This is a genomic window from Kitasatospora sp. NPDC048298, from assembly GCF_043201465.1.
Lineage (GTDB): Bacteria > Actinomycetota > Actinomycetes > Streptomycetales > Streptomycetaceae > Kitasatospora.
Window position 1 is genome coordinate 66,305 of record NZ_JBICYZ010000035.1, and the last position, 20,332, is coordinate 86,636.

Below are 20,332 nucleotides of genomic sequence, written 5' to 3' on the forward strand. Positions count from 1 at the left end.
ATGCCGAGGGTCCCCCGTCTCCGCTCGCGGTGGGCGAGCGCCGCCGCCGGACTGGCCGTGCTCGCCCCCGCTCTGGTCGGCTGCGGGGGTGGCGGGGGCGGCGGCCCGGTCGCCCTGAACTGGTACAACTTCCCGGACGACTCGGGCGCCCTCCAGCAGGCCGCCGACCGCTGCGGGCGGCGGTCCGGCGGCCGCTACACGATCCGCTACAACAAGCTGCCGCGCGGCGCCGACGGCCAGCGCCAGCAGCTGGTGCGCCGGATGGCGGCGCACGACACCGAGGTCGACATCCTCGGCCTGGACGTCACCTGGCCCGCCGAGTTCGCCGAGGCCGGCTGGATCCGCGAGTGGACCGGGGCGATGCGCGAACAGGCCACCGCCGACACCCTCGCCGCGGCGGTGCGCACCGCGACCTGGCGGGACCGGCTGTACGCGGTGCCGTACAACTCCAACACCCAGCTGCTCTGGTACCGCGACGACCTGGTGCCGACCCCGCCCGGCACCTGGGCGCAGATGCTCTCCCGGGCGCGGGAGCTGGCCGACGAGGGCAAGCCGCACTTCGTGGAGATCCAGGGCGCCCAGTACGAGGGGCTGACGGTCTGGTTCAACACGCTGGTCACCAGCGCGGGCGGCACCATCCTCACTCCCGACGCGCAGGCGCCCTCGCTCGGGGAGCCCGCCGTCACGGCCGCCGGGGTGATGCGCGACCTGGCGACGTCGGTGGCCGCCGACCCCTCGCTGCCGAACCAGATGGAGGACCAGAACCGGCTCGCGATGGAGTCCGGCACGGCCGCCTTCGAACTCAACTACCCCTTCGTCTACCCCTCGATGAAGGCCAACCGGCCGGAGCTGTTCCCGCACTTCCGCTGGGCCCCGTACCCCGCGGTGAACGCCGACCGCCCCGCCACCGTGACCATCGGCGGGATCGACCTCGCGGTGGGCGCCTACAGCCGGCACCCGGACCTCGCCGCCGAGGCCACCCTCTGCCTGCGCGACCGGGACAACCAGCTCACCAACGCGCTGAAGGGCGGCCTGCCGCCCTCGCTGCGCAGCCTGTACGAGACGGCCGAACTCACCGCCAGCTACCCGTTCGCCGCCGACGTGCTGGCCGCCCTCGACTCCGCCAGCGTGCGGCCGCAGACCCCGGCCTACCAGAACGTCTCCATCGCCGTCTCGCACACCCTCTCCCCGCCCGCCGGCATCCACCCGGAGAAGGACGTGGCCGACCTCCGCGGGCAGATCCAGGACGCCCTCGGCTCGAAGGGGCTGATCCCGTGACACCGTCCACCGAGGCCGCCGCCGCGGCCGTACCGCGACCGGCCGGGCCCTCGCTCGGCGCCCGCCAGGAGCGCCGGCTGGGCTGGCTGCTGTGCGCCCCCGCGGTGATCGTGATGCTCGCCGTCACCGCCTACCCGATCGGCTACGCCGTCTACCTGTCCCTGCAGCGCTACGACCTGCGCTTCCCCGAGCAGGCACACTGGGTCGGGCTCGCCAACTACGGCGCGGTGCTGGCCTCGCCGTACTGGTGGCAGGCGCTCGGCGTCACGGTGCTGATCACCGTGGTGTCGGTGGCCGTGGAGCTGGTGCTCGGCCTGGCGCTCGCGCTGGTGATGCACCGGACGCTCTTCGGGCGCGGCACGGTGCGCACCGCGGTGCTGGTGCCGTACGGGATCGTCACCGTGGTGGCGGCCTACTCCTGGCAGTACGCCTGGACCCCGGGCACCGGCTACCTGGCCGCCCTGCTGCCGGAGGGCAGCGCGCCGCTGACGGAGCGGTGGCCGGCCGTCGGCCTGATCATCCTCGCGGAGGTGTGGAAGACCACCCCGTTCATGGCGCTGCTGCTGCTCGCCGGGCTGGCCCTCGTCCCGGACGAGACGGTCCGGGCGGCGATGGTGGACGGCGCGGGCTTCGGGCAGCGGCTGCGGCTGGTGATCCTGCCGCTGATGAAGCCGGCGATCCTGGTCGCGCTGCTCTTCCGTACCCTGGACGCCTTCCGGATCTTCGACAACATCTACGTGCTGACCGGCGGCTCCAACGGCACCGGCTCGGTGTCGATCCTCGGCTACGACAACCTGTTCACCGCGCTCAACCTGGGCATCGGCTCGGCGATCTCGGTGCTGATCTTCGTCTGCGTGGCGCTGATCGCCGTGGTCTTCGTCAAGCTGTTCGGCACGGCGACGCCGGGCGCGGAACCGGAGCACCGATGAGCGGCCGGCACAACCGGACGCTGACCGGCTGGGGCGTCGCCAACCTGGTGGTCGTGCTCTACGCGCTCTTCCCGGTGTGGTGGATCGTGGCGCTCTCCTTCAAGGACCCGAGTACCCTCTCCGACGGCGCGTTCGTGCCCCGGACGTGGACCCTGGCCAACTACCGCGGCATCTTCGAGACTTCGGAGTTCACCCGGGCCCTGGTCAACTCGATCGGCATCGCGGTGATCGCCACCACCATCGCCGTCGTGCTGGGCACCATGGCCGCGTACGCGGTGGCCCGGCTGCGCTTCCCCGGCAAGCGGCTGCTGATCGGGGTGTCCCTGCTGATCGCGATGTTCCCGCCGATCTCGCTGGTCTCGCCGCTGTTCGACATCGAGCGGGCACTCGGCCTGTTCGACACCTGGGCCGGGCTGATCATCCCGTACACGACCTTCTCGCTGCCGCTGGCGATCTACACGCTCTCGGCGTTCTTCCGGGAGATCCCCTGGGACCTGGAGAAGGCGGCCAAGGTGGACGGCGCCACGCCGTGGCAGGCGTTCCGGCTGGTCATCGCGCCGCTGGCGGCACCGGGGGTGTTCACCACCGGCATCCTGGTCTTCATCTTCTGCTGGAACGACTTCCTGTTCGCGATCTCGCTGACCTCCACCACCTCGGCCCGGACGGTCCCGGCGGCCATCGCCTTCTTCACCGGGAGCTCCCAGTTCGAGCAGCCGACCGGCTCGATCGCGGCCGCCGCCGTGATCATCACGATCCCGATCGTGGTCTTCGTGCTGCTGTTCCAGCGCCGCATCGTCGCCGGGCTCACCGCCGGCGCAGTCAAAGGCTGAACCCGAGTCGGACCCCCGAGTCGGACCCGAGTGGACGGGCCGCCCCACCCGGCGGACCAGGAAGGCGGATCGTGGCCGAGATCGTCCTCGACGGCATCACCAAGCGCTACCCCGACGGCGCCCTCGCCGTCCGCGACATCGACCTCACCATCGCCGACGGCGAGTTCGTGATCCTGGTCGGGCCGTCCGGCTGCGGCAAGTCCACCACCCTCAACATGATCGCCGGGCTGGAGGACATCACCGAGGGCACCCTGCGGATCGCCGGGGAGGTGGTCAACGACCGCGCGCCCAAGGACCGCGACATCGCGATGGTCTTCCAGAGCTACGCCCTCTACCCGCACATGAGCGTGCGCGACAACATGGGCTTCGCGCTGCGGCTGGCCAAGGTCGACAGGGCGACCATCGCCGCCAAGGTCGAGGAGGCCGCCCGCATCCTGGACCTCACCCGGCACCTGGACCGCAAACCCGCCAACCTCTCCGGCGGGCAGCGCCAGCGGGTCGCGATGGGCCGGGCGATCGTCCGCGACCCCAAGGTCTTCCTGATGGACGAGCCGCTGTCCAACCTGGACGCCGGGCTCCGGGTGCAGATGCGCACCCAGATCGCCGCGCTCCAGCGCCGCCTGGGCACCACCACCGTCTACGTCACCCACGACCAGGTCGAGGCGATGACGCTCGGCGACCGGGTGGTGGTGATGCGTGCCGGCGTCGTCCAGCAGGTCGGCTCCCCGCAGCAGCTGTACGACGAGCCGGTGAACCTGTTCGTCGCCGGGTTCATCGGCTCGCCCGGCATGAACTTCCTCGGCGCCGCGCTGCGGCAGGACGCCGGGCGCGCCTCGCTGCGGACGTCGTTGGGCGACCTTCCGCTGGACGACCGCACCCGGCGCGCCCTGGAACGCGCGGACGCGCCGCGCGACCTGATCGTCGGCATCCGCCCCGAGGACTTCGAGGACGCCGCCCTGGTCGAGGGGCACCCCGGCGGGGTCACCGTCACGGTGACGGTGGAGGTCCGGGAGTCGGTCGGCTCGGACGTCTACGTCCACTTCGCGGAGGAGGGCGGACCGGCGGTGGCCGAGGAACTCGCCGAGCTCGCCGCCGACTCGGGCCGGGCGGACACCGGCATGCTGGAGCACCGGGTGGTCGCCCGGCTGAAGACCGCCACGCGGGCCGCCGAGGGCAGCCCGCTGGAGCTGTGGGTGGACACCGCGCGCATCCACGTCTTCGACCCCCGCGGCGGGGCCAACCTGACCCACCCGGAGCATGCGTAGCCGGGTACTGCGGAAGGCCCAACCCCTCGTCGGTGAGCGGTGTGCCTGATCGGGGTCCTGTGGAAGTCGATCTAGATTGCCCGGCTATGAGAGAAGATGTCCGAATCGGCCGCCGATCGGTGATCAAGGCCGTTCCCGCAGCCGCCGTCCTCGCGGCGGCCTCCGACGGGATCCTCGCCCGGCCCGCCGCGGCGGCGAGCTCCTTCCCGCAGCCGGTCGTACGGTGCCCGGCCCCCGGCTCGCAGAGGGTGATCCTCGACCAGACCCTCGACGTACGGTTCACCGCCACCCCCGTCCCGGGCTACGGGACGGTCACCACGCGCACCTACAACGGGACCATCCCGGGGCCGACCCTGCGGGTGCGCGGCGGGGACACGCTCTGGCTGGCCCAGATCAACGGCCTGCCGCCGAACCCGCCCGAGCCGTCGAGCCCGTCGCGCCACGGCGGCCACAACCGGCCGCACCGGCCGAACAGCTTCAACCTGCACACCCACGGCCTGCACGTCTCGCCGTCCGGCAACGCCGACAACATCCTGCGCGAGTTCCCGCCGCGCACCGCCGAGGAGGCCGCGGCCGGCGCCGCGGAGCCGCGCTACCTGACCACCGTCGAGATCCCGCGCGACCACCCGGCCGGGACCTACTGGTACCACCCGCACGCGCACGGGGCCACCGCCGAGCAGATCGCCGGAGGGATGGCCGGGGTCGTCATCGTCGAGGGCGACGTCGACGAGGTGCCGCAGATCAAGGCCGCCGCCGACCTCGTCGTCTGCGTCAACGAACTCCGGGTCAAGGACGGAAAGGTCCCCGCGTTCACCTCCAGCGAGGCCCTGGCCGCCGTCCCACCCACCTACACCGTCAACGGCGCGGTCAACCCCACCCTCGCGCTGCGCCCCGGCGAGGTCCAGCGCTGGCGCCTGGTCGCGGCCACCGCGTTCACCGTCCTCTCGCTCCAGGTCATCGGCAAGGAGCAGAAGTTGACGATGCATCAGATCGCCATGGACGGGGTGACCTTCCCCGCGCCGGTCGCCACCGAGGCGGTGACCCTGGCCGTGGGCAACCGCGCCGACGTGCTGGTCCGGGGCGGCGAACCGGGGACGTACGAACTGCGGGCCAAGGGCGTACCCGTCCCGCTGATGACGATCGAGGTGGCGGGAGCGGCCGTCCGGCCGCCGATGGCGCTGCCGTCCTCGCTGCCGCAGGGCAGACCGTTCCTCGACGAGAAGGACATCGCCAACCCCGGCGGCGACCGCACCGTGGTCTTCCACGTCGACGCCGGGGTCTTCGCCAAGCCCTTCCCCAACGCCTACCGCATCCTCGGCAGCCACCCCACCCCGGCCGCCGACCCCGCGGGCGACCTCACCCGCGACCCCGCCTACGGCCTGTTCGACCCCGAGTACGTCAACCACACCCTGGAACTCGGCACCGTCGAGCGGTGGACCCTCCGCACCGACGACAGCCTGCCGGTCATGCACCACCCCTTCCACCTGCACACCAACCACGTCCTCGTCACCCACCGCAACGGCGTCCGGCTCGACCCGCCGGTCTGGCAGGACACCGTCGACCTGGCCGGCGGCAAGCCGGGCGACACCGTCACCCTCCTGGTCAGGTACGAGAACTTCACCGGCCGCACCGTCCTGCACTGCCACCAGCTCCAGCACGAGGACCTCGGCATGATGCAGCTGATCGACTACGTCCAGCCGCAGCGGCCCCCGGGCCGCGATGGCAGGGTGGGCGGAACAGGAAAAACGGCCGGAACGGGAGTCCGGACCCGCATCCCGGGGTAGAACCCCTCATGCAGCGGCCGTGACCGTTCCGGCTGCTCCGGCACCGTTGGCGGTGCCACCGGGACCGCGCTTGAAGAAGCCGGGCACAGGTCCTGGGGGAAGAGGTCCGGGGCGCACGAGGTGCGGCTCCAGCACGCGTCGCCGGGCGTTCACCCCGATGCCCAGGAGCGAACACGTGTCCATCCACCTGGAAACCACCGACCGGGAAGCCGCGGACAGGGAAGCCGTGACCTCGGGCCTGCCGCCCGACCTGCCGCGAAGACCGACGGCGGCCGAACTGCGCCGCATGGGGAAGTCCGAGGCCCGGGAACTGAGCGACGCCCTGTTCGAGCGGCTGGCCGGGCTGGCCCGGGAGAGCCACGCCTACAGCTACGTCCGCGGCACGATCATCGAACTCAACATGCCGCTGGTGCGCTTCATCGCCGCCCGTTTCCGGCACCGCGCCGAGGACATCGAGGACATCCTCCAGGTCGGCACCATCGGCCTGATCAAGGCCGTCGACGGCTACGACCCGCGGCGCGGCGTCGAGTTCGTCACCTACGCCATCCCCACCATCACCGGCGAGATCAAGCGGTTCTTCCGCGACACCTCCTGGCCGGTGCGGGTCCCGCGCCGCATGCAGGAGCTCTACCTCTCCGTCGCCCGCGGCTCCGACCGCCTCGAGCAGGAACTCGGCCGCCTCCCACACCCCGAGGAGATCGCCGAGGACCTCCACCTCACCGTCGAACAGGCCACCGAGGGCCTCATGGCGGGCCGGGTCTACCGCCCCAACTCCCTCGACGCGCTGCGCGACCAGGACACCGACGAGACCGGCAGCGCCCTGCTCGACCGTCTCGGCGGCTGCGACCCCGGCATCGAACTCGCCGACTTCCGCATCGCCGTCCGACCGCTGCTGGCCCGGCTGCCCGCACGCGAGCAGACCGTCCTCAAGCTGCGGTTCTGGGACGGCTGGACACAGTCCCGGATCGCCGAGCGGATCGGGGTCTCCCAGATGCACGTCTCCCGGCTGCTCAGCACCACGCTGGCCTGGCTGCGGGAGGAACTGGAGGACCGCGACGCCCCCGGGTGGGTCGACGAGCCCGTGTGCGGCTGAGGGAGCGGGAAGCCCTAGCCTGGGAGGGGAGCCCGGGCGGGGGCGGTGGCCGGGCCGAGCAACGAGGACGGTCCGTGATGAAGGAATTTCCGGTCGCCAACGGCTGGACGGTGGTGCCGCTCAGCGGGGACCTCGACGACTTCTCCGCCCGCGAGGTGCGGCACCTGCTCGACGCGCTCGCGGACACGGGCACCACCCGGGTGGTCGTGGACCTCACGGCCGTCGACTTCCTCGACTCCACCGGCCTCAACGTCCTGATCGGCGCCGCCCGACGGGTGCGCGGCGAGCAGGGCACGCTGCGGCTGGCCGGGGCGGTACCGAGGGTGCGGGACCTCGTGGAGCTGAGCGGCGTCGCCACGGTGCTGCCGCTCTACCCGGACGTGGCGGCGGCCTGTGCGTGAGGACCGGAACCCCGCGGAACCCGCCCTGACCGACGAGGCGGCGGTGCTGCGGGAGGCCGTCGACCGGCTGCGCGCCGAGGCCGAGGGCCTGCGGCGGGCGATGCGCACCAGGGGCGTCATCGAGCAGGCCAAGGGCATGCTCGCGGAGCGGCTGGAGTGCACGCCGGAGGAGGCCTTCGGGTACCTCGTCCAGCTCTCGCAGGACACCAACCGCCGGCTCGCGGACATCGCCGCCGGCCTGGTCGGCCTCGCCGCCCCGCTCACGGGGACGGCGGCGCTCACCGGCGCGGGCACGGCGGCGGAGCCCGGCTCCGCGCCCGGGCCCCCGGTTCCCGTCCCCGTCCCCGTACTCGCGCCCGCACCCGTGCCCGGGCCGCCGAAGGCCGCCTCGGCCGCCGCGGCGCCCGACCTGGCCGCGCGCTACCACCTGGCGGCCTCGGCCCTGGCCAGCGCGGAGACGCCCGAGGAACTGGCCCGACTGCTGCACCAGGTGGCCCTGGCCCCGGTCGGCGTCGTCGCCGTGGTGCTGGGCCGGCTGGAGCCGGACGGCGCGCTGCTCCTGGTCGGCAGCCACGGCGTGGCGCCCCGCCGGGTCAGCCAGTGGCAGCGCATCCCGCCGGAGACCGGGGTGCCGCTGGTGGCCGCCGCCCACGGCGGCAGCCTGGTCTGGGAGTTCGAGCGCAGCCACGGCGGCCGGTCGCCGGGCAGCGGACGGATCGTCCCCGGCCGCAGCGCGTGCGCCGTACCGCTGCGCCGCGGCGAGCGGATCGTCGGGGCGATGAGCCTCGGCTGGGACGTGCCGGCCGTGCGCGCCCGCGCGGCGACCAGGTACGTCGACGCGCTGTCCGGGCTCGTCGCTGGGCACCTGCTGCGGTTCGAGGCCACCGGTGAGGACGAGCCGCCGGCGGCGGTGCCCGGCGGCGAGCACTGGTTCCGCGCCGTGCTGGACGCCGTGTTCGACCCCGTCCTGGTGCTCTCGGCCGTCCGCGGGACCACCCCCGGCGGTGCGATCACCGACCTGCGGGTCCGGTACGCCAACGCCGCCGCCGGCCTCGGCGCGGCGGTCGGCCGGCGCCTGAGCGAACTCCACCCCGGACTGGTCGCGACCGGGCACTTCGCGCGGATCCTGGAGGCCGCGACGACCGGCGCCGGGTACGAGGGGCGGACGGAGGACTTCACCGGCGCCGGACCGGACCGGACGCTGGTCCTGCGGGCGGAGCCGTTCCTCGACGGCGTGCTGCTCACCTGGCGCCCCGGGAACGGCGCCGAGCGCGCGGCCCGGCTGCACCGGGCGCAGCGGCTGGCCGGACTGGGCAGCTTCGAGTGGGCGCCCGGATCGCCGCCGGAGCTGTCCGCGCAGGCCCTGCGGCTGCTCGGCCTCGACCCCGACCGCACCGAGCCGGTCGCGCCGACCGAGCTGGTGGCCCGCGTGCACCCCGCCGACCGTCCGGCCGCCCGGCTGTTCCTGCGCCGGCTGCTGGCCGGGCGGCGGACGGCGGCCCTGGAGTTCGACACCGGGCGGCCCGGCGAGGCGCCGCGCACCCTGCGGGTCACCGCGGAGGCGGCCGGGGACCCGGACACCGGCCGCCCGCGGGTGATCCGGGGCGTGCTGCAGGACGTCAGCCGGTGGCACCGCACCGAGCGGGCCCTGGCGGGCGCCCGGGCCCGGCTCGCCGAGCAGCGCCGTCGGGCCGGGGCCGAGCACCGGACCGTCCGGGCCCTGCAGAACGCCCTGGTGGCCGGGCCCCACGAGCCCGAGCCCGACTCCGCCGTCCTCGACCACGCCGCCCGCTACCTGCCCGCCGGGGACCGCCCCAGGGTCGGCGGCGACTGGTACGACCTGGCCGCCCTCGCCGACGGCCGGGTCCTGCTCGCCGTCGGCGACGTCAGCGGCCACGGCCTGGCCGCCGCCGTCGGCATGGCGGAACTCCGGCACGCGCTGCACGGCCTCTGCTACACCGGCCAGGGGCCCGCGGAGATGCTCGGGCGGCTCAACACGATGCTCTGCCACCAGGGCGGCAGCCGGATCGCCAGCGTGCTGTGCGGCCTGCTCGACCCGGAGGCGGGGACACTCACCTGGACCGCGGCCGGGCACTCGCCGCCGGCCGTGCTGCGGGGGACGACCGCCGTCCTCGCCGAGGGCCCCACCGGGACCGTCCTCGGGGCCCTGCCGGAGACCCGCTGCCGCGACACCGTACTGCCGCTGCGGCCGGCCGAGGACACCGTGCTGTTCTGGACCGACGGCCTGCTGAACCGCCGGGACGACGGCACCATCCGCCCGGACCGGCTGCTGCGCGCGGCCGAGGAGTGCGGCGCCCGCGACCTGGCGGACTGCCTGGACCACATCGCCGCCCGCCTCGGCGGCCCCAACCCGGACGACGACAGCTGCCTGCTGGCCGTCCGGCTGCGGCGGCGCCCGGGGCGTCAGCGACCGCGCGTCCGGGGGGAGCGTACCGCTGGGGCGGTCTGAACTCGGGTGTCGTCGCCGGGAGTCGGAGTTGTCGGCGCGGCCCTCGGGCGCCGGGGGAGCCGGGCATCCAGGTGCCCGGAGAGCACCCGGGTCTGCAGGGCCCGGCCGGGGCACGGTGGCCGGGCCGTGCACCACCTCGCCGTCCCGGAGCCGGAAATTGCGCCGGGCCAGGGGCAGTGCGGACAGCCCTCCGGCAGGGGGCAGCAGAACGCCGGTGGTGTCGCAGAGGGCGTGCGCCAGGCCGGTGAGACCAGCGACCGGCGCAGCCGGCGGGACCACCGGTGGGTGGGCAGGGGAGTGGTGTCCGTACCGAGGCGGCCGGCCGGTACGGGCCCGTCGGACCCGGGCGCCGGAGTGTGTCCGGGGCGGATCGGGGTAGGCGCGCGGGGGTGGTCGGAGGCCCGGTGGCGGGGGTGGTCGGGTGCCGGTGGCGCCCGGTGCCGCAGCGGCCGCGCGCCGCCGGGGGCGGGGTGCCGTCGAGCTGTCGTCGGGCGCCGTCCGACTGCCGTCGGGCTGCCGTCCGGCCGTGAACACCTGTACTGCGATGGTCACGTCGCGGTACGGACGGTGTGGCCCCCCGGACAGCCGACCGCCCTACGACGGTGGCTGGACGACGGAAGAACGAGGCGCGGAGATGGCCGATCTGACGCGCATCGCGCAGATCGTGGCCGAGGCCGTCAACGGCCCGGGCCGCCCCTCCCTGCCCGAGCGGCTCTGCGTCGCCTGCGTCGAGGCGCTGGCCGCCGACGCCGCGGCGATCACCCTGATGGCCGACCCCGGGCACCGCGCCGGGGTCTGGGCCAGCGACGACCGGGCGCGGCGGATCGAGGAGCGGCAGTTCGGCCTCGGGGAGGGCCCGAGCGTGGACGCCTTCCGCACCCGGAGCCCGGTCGCCGTCGCCGACCTGCTGTCGCCCGAGGAGGTGCGCTGGCCGGTCCTCACCGTCGACCTGGCCGCCGGCCCGGGGACACCGGCCGCCCCCGCCGGCTCGGCGCTGCGCAGCGCCTACGCCTCACCGCTCCACCTCGGCACGACCGGGATCGGCGTCCTCAGCCTCTACGGCGCGCGGCCGGGCGTCCCGGAACGGACGCGGGCAGCCGACATCCGGGTCGCCGCGACCAGCGTGACCCTCGCGATCGTCGGCTCCTTCCTGGCCCCGTCCGGAGCGCTGCCGGAACAGCCGTGGCTGGACGAGTCGCCGCTCGACGGCGTCGAGGTGGACCAGGCGGTCGGCACGATCATGGTGCAGCTGGGCGTGCCCGCCGTGGAGGCACTCGACCGGCTGCGGGCCCACGCCTTCGCGCGCGGCCGGGAGATCGACGAGGTCGCGCACGACGTGGTGGAGCGGCGACTGCGGTTCACGGAGGAGGACCGATGACGGATGACCGATGACGGATGACCGACGCCGGACCTCCGGCGTAGCCTTGCCAGGAGGGGAGATGGAGGCCGCCATGACGCGCGAGGCCCGGGTGAACGAGGCGTTCGCCGGGCTCACCGGCACGCTCGTCGGCCCGGGTTACGACACCCCCGGGTTACGGCACCGTCGAGTTCCTGCACCGGCTCACCGAGGTCTGCACGGCGCTCAGCGGGACGGCCGGGGCCGGGCTGCTCGTCGCCGACCGCCACGGGGAGCTGCGGGACGTCGCGTACTCCGGCGACCTGGTCCGGCGCCTGGAGAGCCTCCGGATCGCCACCGGCGAAGGCCCCTGCCCGGACTGCCGGCGGACCGGCGAGCAGGTCGTGGAGCACGACCTCGACCTGGCCCGGGCCCGGTGGCCCAGGTTCGCCCCGAAGGCCGTCGCACTCGGCTTCCGGTCCGTGCGCGCGGTGCCGCTGCGCCTGGACGGCCGGGTCATGGGCACCCTCGACGTGTTCGACGTCCGGACCGGTGCCGGGCCCGACCACGAGGGGCCGGACGTCGTCCAGCCGCTCGCGGACCCGGCGGTGATCGCCCTGCTCCAGCGCCGGTACGGACGGGAACGGACGGCCGCGGAGGAGACCAGCGGGGCGCTCGCGGACCGTACCGCCATCGAGCGGGCGAAGGGCGTGCTCGCGGAAGCCGGTGGACTCGACATGGACGCCGCCTTCGAGGCGCTCCGCTCCCACGCCCGCCGCGGCGGCGGGGTGGCCGACGCGGCCCGCGCGCCGGTCGAGGGCCGGGCGGACCCGGCCGGGCTGCTGACGGGCTGACGGCCGTGACCCCGGCGGCCGTGACTCCGGCGGGTGGGCGGGCCGCTCGGGGCCGGCCCGTGCGGGCGCCTCGCCCGGCGACGTGGTTTCGCAGCGTGATCGGCGCATACTTTCCGTAAACAAACGGAGGTGCTCATGCCCATGGTGGATGTCGCTGCCCTCGGCCGACTGGTCGCGGAGTACGAGGCCCTGTCCTCGTCGGGCTCGCCGGAGGCCGGTCAACGACTGCGCGACGTCTGCTACACGATCGGCATCTACACGGGGGAGGCCGACGCGGACCGGGCCGTCGCCAGGGCCCGCATCCTGCTGGACCGTCAAGGCCCGGCCGGCCCCGGCGGAGCGGCCGCCGGGGCCCCGGCGACCGAGCGGGCCCGCGCGGCGCTGCTGACCGAACTCGGCGAACTCGCGGCCCGCGAACGGGCGCGCTCCGGGCCCGTCCCGAGCCTGCACGACGTGGTGCAGCTGACCGGCGTCACCGTCCCGGACTGCGTGGGCGCCGCCGTGAGCACATGGCACGACGACGGCTCGGTCGAGACCTTCGCGGCGACACCGTCGTACCTGCTGGCCCTCGAACGCGCCCAGGGCGGGGCGGAGGCGGGCCCGCTGCCCCGGCTCCGCCGCCAGGGCGAGGGACAGGTCGTGGTCCGGCTGGACCCGGGCCGGCCGGACCGGTTCGCCGACCGGGCCCGGCGCTGCGGCGTACGGGCCGTGGCCGGCGCCCACCTGCGCACCCACCCGCACGGCTGCACGGTGTTCAGCGCCTACCTGCGCACACCCGTCGAGCCCGGCACGCCCGCCCTCGGGCTGGTGGAGGTGCTCGCTCTCCAGGCGTCGGCCGCGCTCGACCGCTTCGCGCTGTCCAGGGCGGTGGCCGACCTGCTGGACCGCCGGCACGCCACCGGCCTGGCCATCGGCATCACCGCCGAGCGGTTCGACGTGACCCCGCACACCGCGCTGAGCCTGCTGGTCCGGGCCGCCCAACGGCTCGGCACGGACCTCGACTCGGTGGCCCGGCACCTCGCCGAGGGCGAGCGGCCGTCGTCGGTGCCTTCCGCGTCGGCCGGGCCGTCGTCGGTGCTGCCGCCGGTGCCGCCGCCGGTGCTTTCGCCGGCGCCTTCGTCGGTGCTGCCCGGCGGGCGGAGCGGCTCGTAGCGGGGCCGGAGGGTGCCGACCCCACCGTCCGAGGAGGACCTGATGAACAGAGTGAAGGAGTCCGTGGACGTGGCCGTGCCCCTGCACGCCGCCTACCACCAGTGGACGCTGTTCGAGGAGTTCCCGCGCTTCATGGAGGGCGTCGACTCGGTGACCCGGCTGGACGGCCGCCACAACCACTGGCGCACCAGCCTCGGCGGCGTCACCCGCGAGTTCGACACCGAGACCGTCGACCAGGAGCCCGACGAACGGATCGCCTGGCGGACCACCGACGGCGAGGTGGACCAGGAGGACGTGGTGACCTTCCAACGGCTCGACCCGGGCCACACCCGGGTCGCCATGGCCGTCGACCTCCGGCCCGAGGGCGCGGCGCGGGTGGCTGCCGGCGCCCCGGGCACGGTCGGCCACCGGGTGAAGGCGGACCTGAGGCGGTTCAAGGAGTTCATCGAGGAACGCGCCCGGGAGGAGGGCGACCGGCGGGGGCGGCCCGACCCGGACTGAGCCCACCGCCGGCCGGTTCCACCTCCTCCCGCGACGCCGCGACCTGGCCCCCGGCCGCCGGGGGGCGGGATCCGGTCAACTCGGCGGCGCGGCGGGTGGAGTTCACCGGGATCGCAGGCGCGGCGGGTGCGGTTGCTCCTAGGCTCGCCCGAACACCGTGGGGTGAGGGGGGTGCCATGGCCCGCAGGCGCCGGCGACGCCGGTCGACCGCTGCCCGCCGGGTGCGGCGGACGAAGCGCAACGCACCGCTGCTGGGTGCGACCGCGGTGGTCGTGCTCGTGCTGGCCACGGCGGTGGTCCGCTGGTCGGCCCAGCACCTCCTCCTGGTCACCGCCCTGCTGATCGCCGCAGCCGCGGTGGGCGTCGCCGTACTGCGCTCGCGGGTGCGCGCCCGTCAACGGGAGCTGGAGACGCGGACCGCCCGACTACGGCACATCGGGCCGTTCCTGGCGATGACACCGAAGGCCTTCGAACACGCCCTGGCGGACCTGTGCCGCCGGGACGGCTGCACGAAGGTCAGGGTCGTCGGCGGGGCCGGCGACCTCGCGGCGGACGTCCTGGCCACCACCCCCACCGGGCAGCGCATCCTCATCCAGGCCAAGCGCTACGGACCGCGGACCTTCGTCGGCTCGAACGACGTCCAGGTGGTCAACGGCACCTACCGCGACGTGCACCACTGCGACCTGGCCGCCGTGGTGACGACCAGCTCCTTCACCAAGGCCGCCGCCGCCTTCTGCACCCAGGTCGGCATCCGCGCCGTCGACCAGCGGGCGCTCGCCCTGTGGGCGGACGGCCGGGGCAGGCCCCCGTGGGCCTGACCCGGAGACTATCGCGCGACGTCGCCGGGGCCGCCGCTCCCGTCCTGCGACGGCTCCCGCTCGAACTCCTCGGGCAGCGCGACCTCGTCCGGCAACGGCATCAGCGGCTGCGCCGGCCCCCTGGCCGGCCCACGCGACCCGCGACCCCGCCGGTCGTGCCACCGGCCCTGCCGCTCACGCGGAATCCTGCCGCTCACGGCGTCCTCCTCACGGCGCCGGGCGAGGCCGGCGCAACACCCGTCACCAGCTCTTGCGTTCGCGCCGCGCTGCCGTCGGCGGCAGCGCGGCGCTGCTCACCCAGGGATGTTCCGTCGTCCACGGCGGCGGCTCCTGTCACTTGACGGCCGCTGAGCGTCAGGCCAGCGACGTGCTCCGGTCCGCCCGGTTGCGTCCGCGCGCGGAGCCGTTCGACCCCGGTCGGCACCGGGTGGGTCCGGTGCCCACAGAAGGTACACGCGCCCGACTCCGTTCAGGCAACCGCCGTGCCGGAGACGGCGATGCGCATGGGAGCCGACGCGGTGGGCGGTCATTCGGGAGCGCAGGGCAAGGTGCCGAAACAAGGTTCTGACTTATCGTCAGATGAAGGATGCGGAGCCGGTGGGCTGCGTCACGAGACCGATCAATGGGGGCAGTTGTGGATCGTGGATGGGAAGCCGATCCGTCCGCTTCGTTCGAGAAGCGCCTGGGGAGGTCCGCGGAGGAGCTCGGAGTGTCGGATGGCAGGGACGAGTGCCCGGACATCTGGCAGCTCTCGAACGGCGACATCGCCGTGATCGGTCGGGACCTCACCGAGAGCTACCGTGGCCACCTCCCGGAAGGAGTCACCCTGGGCCCGGGTGAGCGACTCGTCGTCATCCCCGGCCGCATGCTCAGTGCGGCGAAAGCGGACATCCCGGAGGCCTGATCGGCCTGTTCCTCGGCGGTCGCGTGGGGGGTGGTGCGGTCGCTGGGGGAGGGGGTGGGGGGTAGCGTCACTCTTGGTCACCGGGGTGTCGCGGTGTGTGGTAGGTGCCGGGCGGGCTCCGGGTGGACCAGTCGTTCCGTCCGTCGATCCGACAGGAGTGTTTCCATGGCCGTCCCCACCGTCTTCGACCAGCGCGTCACCGGTTACAGCCTTCCGCTCGCCTACTGGCTGGCCAGGGCGTCCGACCTGGCGTACAAGGACGAGGCCACCATCGAGGAGCAGGCCCGTGACTGGGGCTTCGACACCGTGCGTCACCATCAGACGCGGTTCACCCCGCCGTTCCCGCTGCAGGACACCCAGGCGTACACGATGGCCGGCGAGAACATGATCGTCACCGCGTTCCGGGGCACCGAGCCCGCGCAGATCCGTGACTGGCTCACCGACGCCACCACCCCGCCCTGGCCGGGGCCCGCCCGGACGGGCTTCGTGCACTACGGCTTCGCCGAGGCCCTGGAGTCGATCTACCCCGACGTCGCCAAGGCGATCTCCGACCTGCGGAGCGGCGACCAGACGGTCTGGTTCACCGGCCACAGCCTCGGCGGCGCCCTCGCGATGCTCGCCGCCGCCCGGCTCGACCTGGAGGACCCCCGGCTGGCGGCCGACGGCGTCTACACCTTCGGCCAGCCCCGCACCTGCGACCGGCTGCTCGCCGCCGCGTACGACAAGGGCCTGAAGGGGCGCACCTACCGGTTCGTCCACGGCAACGACATCGTTCCCGAGCTGCCTCCGGAGCCCGCCTTCACCCACGTCGACGCGCTGCGCCACATCGACTCCGCGGGTCGCGTCCAGGAGAGGGTCGGGCTGGTCGCCGGGCTGACCGACCGGGCCAAGGGGCTGAGCGCCGCGGCGTTCTCCCCGGACGGCGAGGGCATCCGCGACCACCTGATGCGGAGTTATCTCGCGGCGCTGGAGAAGGCCCTGGCCTGAGCCGCGGGCGGGGGGTGGCCGACCGCGGCCGGTCGGTGATCTTGGACGGATAGGCTGCCGTGATGTCAGGTCCTCATGGTGAGGACGGAGCTGATGAGGATCGGTGGTGTACGGACATGATGGGACCGGCGCATTCGCTGTCGGGTGCGACCGCATGGCTGGGGGTGGGTGCGGTGGCGGCCGGCATGGGGGAGCCGATGCCCTGGCCGGTCCTGCTCGCGGGGGCGCTGATCTGTGCCGGGGCGGCGCTGGCGCCGGACCTGGACCACAAGGCGGCGACGATATCCAGGGCGTTCGGGCCGGTGTCCCGGGCGCTCTGCGAGGTGATCGACAACCTCTCGTACGCGGTGTACAAGGCCACCCGGGGCAAGGGTGACCCGCGGCGCTCGGGCGGCCACCGGACGCTGACCCACACCTGGCTCTGGGCGGTGCTGTGCGGGGCGGGCGCCGCGGCGGTGGCCGTGTTCGGCGGCCGCTGGGGCGTGCTGGTGGTGCTGTTCGTGCACATGGTGCTGGCGATCGAGGGCCTGCTGTGGCGGCAGGCCCGGGTCTCCAGCGACGTCCTGGTGTGGCTGCTGGGCGCGGCCAGCGCGTGGATGCTCGCGGAGGTCCTCGACAAGCCCGGCAACGGCTCGCAGTGGCTGTTCGAGGAGCCCGGGCAGCAGTACCTGTGGATCGGGCTGCCGATCGCGCTCGGCGCGCTGGTGCACTGCCTGGGCGACGCGCTGACCGTCTCGGGCTGTCCGGTGCTGTGGCCGATCCCGATCGGGCGCCGGCGGTGGTACCCGATCGGGCCGCCGAAGGGCATGCGGTTCCGGGCCGGCAGCTGGGTGGAGATCAAGGTGCTGACCCCGGTGTTCATGGGGGCCGGCGGGGTCTGCGCGGTGGGGGCGCTCGGCTTCTTCGGCAACGGCTGAGGTCGACCACCGCCGGCGGGGGCGTTCACCGGGGCTCGCCGGCGGCCTCCGGCGCGTTCCCGGTGAGGCCGTGGCGTTCCGCCAGCACGCCCGCCTGGAAGCGGCTGTCGGCGCCCAGCGCGCTGTACAGGCCGGCGATGTGCCGCCGGCAGTTGCGCAGCGACAGCCCGAGCCGGCGGGCGATGGTCTCGTCCTTCAGCCCGTCGGCGAGCAGTCGCAGGATCGCGGTGCGGAGGTCGTCGGAGACGGCGCGGGCGGCGGCCGGCCCGCTGTGGAAGGCCGCGCCCCGGTGCCAGAGCGTCTCGAAGGAGTCGGCCAGGTGGCCCACCACGGACGGCTGCGTCACCAGCACCAGCCCCTCGGGCCGCCCCCGTTCCGCCAGGAAGGCGCTCTCCCGGTCGATGACCAGCAGCGGACCGTAGCTCTCGTCGGTGGTCCGCACCTCGGCGCCGGCCCGCGTGGCGGCCCGGGCCTGGCGCTGGGCGGGCAGGTGGAAGCGGGCGGGGTGCTGCTGGACGATCCGGGTGCGCGGCGCGGGGCCGCCGCGCGGCTGCTTGGTCGGCGCCAGCTCGGCGAGCACCAGGTCGGTCAGCGCCGCCGCGGTCGGGTCGCCGCCGGGGCAGCAGAGGAAGACCTCCCGGCGGGCCCGCCGCAGCCGGTCGCCGACCGTGTCGGGTACGGCGGCCCGCTCGGCCGTGTCGCGTACGGCTCCCCGGTCCGCCGGGGCGGGTGCGGTGAACGCGACCCGGGCGGTTCCACGTTCTTTCATGGCGGCCCTCTTGACAGCAGGTGGCGGTGGACGACGCGTCCGGTGAACGGCAGATCTCCGGAGCGGTTGTTCGATAGTCGTCACAGGTCACGGCGGCGGCCAAGGGCCGAGGGGGGTCAGGAAGATGAATGGCCGACTGAGGAGGGGTGGATGAATCCGGTGAACACGGACATGATCCGGTCGTCGGGGCGGGAGGCCCTGCTCGACCACGAGACGCGGCTGGTCTACGAGTGGGCGGTGCGGCACCGGCGGGTCGAGCCGGCCGACCCGGAGCGGATGGCCGGCGCGCTCGGGCTCACCGAGGCGCGGTGCCGCCGGGCCGTCGACCGGCTGACGGAGCTCTGCCTGCTGGTCTGGCGCCCGGACGGTGAACGGGGCTGCCACGTGACGGTCGGTCCGGAGACGGCCGCGGTGCGGCTGACCGCGCTGGAGGAGGCACGGCTGCGCCTGGAGGAGGCCGAGCTGGGCCGTCGGCAGGCCGAACTGGCCAGGCTGCGCGCCGAGGTGGCCTCGCTGGCGCCGGTGTACCAGTCGCAGGGCGGCGGCTCGGACGGTTCGGTCCGGCTGCTCGAGGACGCGTACCTGCTGCGCTCGGCCCTCGACGCCGTGGTGGGCGCCGCGAAGGAGGAGGTGCTGGCGATCCGGCCGGGCGGCGGGCACCCGCAGGCGGCCCTGGCCGAGCTGCTGCCCCGGGACCTGGAGATGCTGGAGCGGGGCGTCCGGCTGCGGAGCGTGTACCAGCACCCGACCCGGTTCGACCCGCCCACCCGCTCCTACGCGGAGCGGGTCATCGCCGAGGGGGCGGAGATCCGCACCCGCGCGGAGGTGCCGGCCAAACTGGTCGTGGTGGACCGGACCACGGCCTTCGTACCTGCCCCGCGCGCCACCGGCGGGGCGCTGATGGTCCGGGAACCGGCCCTGGTGGCGCACTTCGTCCGGCTCTTCGAACACGAGTGGGGCCAGGCCGTGCCGTACGACACCGCGCCGGCCGCGGCCCGCACGGTGTCCCGGGACGTCTCGGAGGTGATCGCCCGGCTGCTCGCCGCGGGGGAGAAGGACGACACGATCGCCCGGCGGCTGGGCATGTCGACCCGCACCTGCCGGCGGCACATCGCCGAGCTGCTGGCGCGGCTCGGGGCGCAGAGCCGGTTCCAGGCCGGGGTGCTGGCCGAGCGCGCGGGGCTGACCGTCCCGGCGGACCGTTCGGCGGGCGTACCGGGGGGTGTTCCGGTGCCGCGTGTTCCGGGGGGGGGGGGGGGGGGGGGGGGGGGGGGCGGGGGGGGGGGGGGGGCGGGGCGGCGGCCGGCGGCGGGGCGGGGCGGGCGCGGGGGGCGGGGGGGGGCGCGCGGGGGGGGGCGGGGGGGGCGGCGGGGGGCGGGGCGGCGGGGCCGGCGGGCGGGGGGCCCGCGGCCCCCCCCCCCCCGCGGCCGCGGCGGGCGGGGCGGGGCCCCGCGCGCCCCCCCCCCCCCCCCCCCCCCCCCCCGCGGCCGCCGACCGGCCGTTACTTCTCGTTCTCGACCGGGCCGTCCACCCACAGGTGCGAGTCGGTGCTCAGGAAGCTGCTCACCAGGGCCGACGCCGCGGTGTCGCTCTCGAGCGCCTGCAGGGCCAGGATCTTCGTCATCGGTGTGTCCTCTCCTTGTCGGTCACCGGCGCCTCGAAGCGCAGGTGGTGGTGCCGCGCCAGTGGCTGGGCGGCGGTTCGACGCCGGGCGGTTACTACTCGGTCTCGACCGGGCCGAACGGCAGGGTGTGCGACAGGCTGCTGATGGAGCTCATCTTCAGCTCCGCCTGCGCGGTGTCGCTCTCGAGCCCCTGGAGGGCCAGGATCTTCGACATCAGCGGGCCGACTCGTCCGCGACGGGCGCCTCGAAGCGCATGTGCAGGGCGCTGCTGGTGTGGCTCGGGGGCAGGATCGTGCTGGTGTAGGCCGAGGCGCCGGTCTCGGTCTCGAGCCCCTGGAGGGCCAGGATCTTCGACATCAGCGGGCCGACTCGTCCGCGACGGGCGCCTCGAAGCGCATGTGCAGGGCGCTGCTGGTGTGG

Annotated in this window: 20 protein-coding genes; 16 read left to right on the forward strand and 4 right to left on the reverse strand. The window is 74.6% G+C overall.

Annotated elements, in window-relative coordinates:
- The 16 genes from ACGF0D_RS24900 (at window position 1) to ACGF0D_RS24975 (ending at window position 17,519) form a co-directional block, all read left to right on the forward strand.
- Window positions 1–1,278, forward strand: a complete 1,278-nt coding sequence (locus tag ACGF0D_RS24900) for an ABC transporter substrate-binding protein (RefSeq protein ID WP_392919729.1) — start codon at window positions 1–3, stop codon at window positions 1,276–1,278.
- A complete protein-coding gene (locus ACGF0D_RS24905) occupies window positions 1,275–2,207 on the forward strand; it encodes a carbohydrate ABC transporter permease (RefSeq protein ID WP_392876655.1) in 933 nt (310 codons plus the stop codon). The genes ACGF0D_RS24900 and ACGF0D_RS24905 overlap by 4 nt, the downstream gene beginning before the upstream one ends.
- Window positions 2,204–3,037, forward strand: coding sequence for a carbohydrate ABC transporter permease (locus ACGF0D_RS24910; protein ID WP_392919732.1), 834 nt, complete (start codon window positions 2,204–2,206; stop codon window positions 3,035–3,037). The genes ACGF0D_RS24905 and ACGF0D_RS24910 overlap by 4 nt, the downstream gene beginning before the upstream one ends.
- Window positions 3,038–3,108: 71 nt before the next feature.
- Window positions 3,109–4,302: an ABC transporter ATP-binding protein gene (locus ACGF0D_RS24915; protein WP_392919735.1), complete on the forward strand. Its 1,194-nt coding sequence runs from the start codon at window positions 3,109–3,111 to the stop codon at window positions 4,300–4,302.
- 86 nt (window positions 4,303–4,388) lie between these two features.
- Window positions 4,389–6,086: a multicopper oxidase family protein gene (locus tag ACGF0D_RS24920; protein ID WP_392919737.1), complete on the forward strand. Its 1,698-nt coding sequence runs from the start codon at window positions 4,389–4,391 to the stop codon at window positions 6,084–6,086.
- Between the two features lie 175 nt (window positions 6,087–6,261).
- Window positions 6,262–7,179, forward strand: a complete 918-nt coding sequence (locus ACGF0D_RS24925) for a SigB/SigF/SigG family RNA polymerase sigma factor (RefSeq protein WP_392876643.1) — start codon at window positions 6,262–6,264, stop codon at window positions 7,177–7,179.
- A gap of 77 nt (window positions 7,180–7,256) precedes the next feature.
- Entirely contained in the window at window positions 7,257–7,580 is a 324-nt protein-coding gene (locus ACGF0D_RS24930) for an STAS domain-containing protein (RefSeq protein ID WP_392919740.1), read from the forward strand.
- The gene (locus ACGF0D_RS24935; protein WP_392919743.1) at window positions 7,573–10,050 is read left to right on the forward strand and encodes a SpoIIE family protein phosphatase; all 2,478 of its coding nucleotides are present in this window, start codon (window positions 7,573–7,575) and stop codon (window positions 10,048–10,050) included. The genes ACGF0D_RS24930 and ACGF0D_RS24935 overlap by 8 nt, the downstream gene beginning before the upstream one ends.
- A 634-nt stretch (window positions 10,051–10,684) precedes the next feature.
- Window positions 10,685–11,428 (forward strand): ANTAR domain-containing protein, encoded by a 744-nt coding sequence (locus ACGF0D_RS24940; RefSeq protein ID WP_392919746.1) that lies wholly within the window; start codon window positions 10,685–10,687, stop codon window positions 11,426–11,428.
- Window positions 11,429–11,601: 173 nt separating this feature from the next.
- Complete coding sequence (locus ACGF0D_RS24945; protein ID WP_392919783.1) at window positions 11,602–12,240, forward strand: ANTAR domain-containing protein; 639 nt, start codon at window positions 11,602–11,604, stop codon at window positions 12,238–12,240.
- Window positions 12,241–12,381: 141 nt separating this feature from the next.
- On the forward strand, window positions 12,382–13,392 hold the full coding sequence (locus tag ACGF0D_RS24950; RefSeq protein WP_392919748.1) for a DUF5133 domain-containing protein: 1,011 nt from the start codon (window positions 12,382–12,384) through the stop codon (window positions 13,390–13,392).
- Window positions 13,393–13,434: 42 nt separating this feature from the next.
- Window positions 13,435–13,893, forward strand: a complete 459-nt coding sequence (locus ACGF0D_RS24955; RefSeq protein ID WP_392919751.1) for an SRPBCC family protein — start codon at window positions 13,435–13,437, stop codon at window positions 13,891–13,893.
- 176 nt (window positions 13,894–14,069) lie between these two features.
- Complete coding sequence (locus tag ACGF0D_RS24960; protein ID WP_392919754.1) at window positions 14,070–14,711, forward strand: restriction endonuclease; 642 nt, start codon at window positions 14,070–14,072, stop codon at window positions 14,709–14,711.
- A gap of 634 nt (window positions 14,712–15,345) precedes the next feature.
- Window positions 15,346–15,615, forward strand: coding sequence for a hypothetical protein (locus ACGF0D_RS24965; protein ID WP_392876623.1), 270 nt, complete (start codon window positions 15,346–15,348; stop codon window positions 15,613–15,615).
- 165 nt (window positions 15,616–15,780) lie between these two features.
- Window positions 15,781–16,602, forward strand: a complete 822-nt coding sequence (locus ACGF0D_RS24970) for a lipase family protein (protein WP_392919756.1) — start codon at window positions 15,781–15,783, stop codon at window positions 16,600–16,602.
- 116 nt (window positions 16,603–16,718) lie between these two features.
- Window positions 16,719–17,519: a metal-dependent hydrolase gene (locus ACGF0D_RS24975; RefSeq protein WP_392876617.1), complete on the forward strand. Its 801-nt coding sequence runs from the start codon at window positions 16,719–16,721 to the stop codon at window positions 17,517–17,519.
- A gap of 25 nt (window positions 17,520–17,544) precedes the next feature.
- Here the strand turns inward: ACGF0D_RS24975 and ACGF0D_RS24980 are convergent, their stop codons facing one another.
- The 4 genes from ACGF0D_RS24980 to ACGF0D_RS24995 form a co-directional block, all read right to left on the reverse strand.
- Window positions 17,545–18,288 (reverse strand): LuxR C-terminal-related transcriptional regulator, encoded by a 744-nt coding sequence (locus tag ACGF0D_RS24980; RefSeq protein WP_392919759.1) that lies wholly within the window; start codon window positions 18,286–18,288, stop codon window positions 17,545–17,547.
- Window positions 18,289–19,061: 773 nt separating this feature from the next.
- Window positions 19,062–19,373 carry a hypothetical protein gene (locus ACGF0D_RS24985; protein ID WP_392919761.1) on the reverse strand — a complete coding sequence of 104 codons (312 nt, stop codon included), beginning with the start codon at window positions 19,371–19,373 and terminating at the stop codon, window positions 19,062–19,064.
- A 416-nt stretch (window positions 19,374–19,789) separates the two neighbouring features.
- Window positions 19,790–19,912, reverse strand: coding sequence for a hypothetical protein (locus tag ACGF0D_RS24990; protein WP_392919764.1), 123 nt, complete (start codon window positions 19,910–19,912; stop codon window positions 19,790–19,792).
- A gap of 213 nt (window positions 19,913–20,125) precedes the next feature.
- Window positions 20,126–20,269, reverse strand: a complete 144-nt coding sequence (locus ACGF0D_RS24995) for a hypothetical protein (RefSeq protein WP_392876605.1) — start codon at window positions 20,267–20,269, stop codon at window positions 20,126–20,128.
- Between the last annotated feature and the right edge of the window lie 63 nt (window positions 20,270–20,332).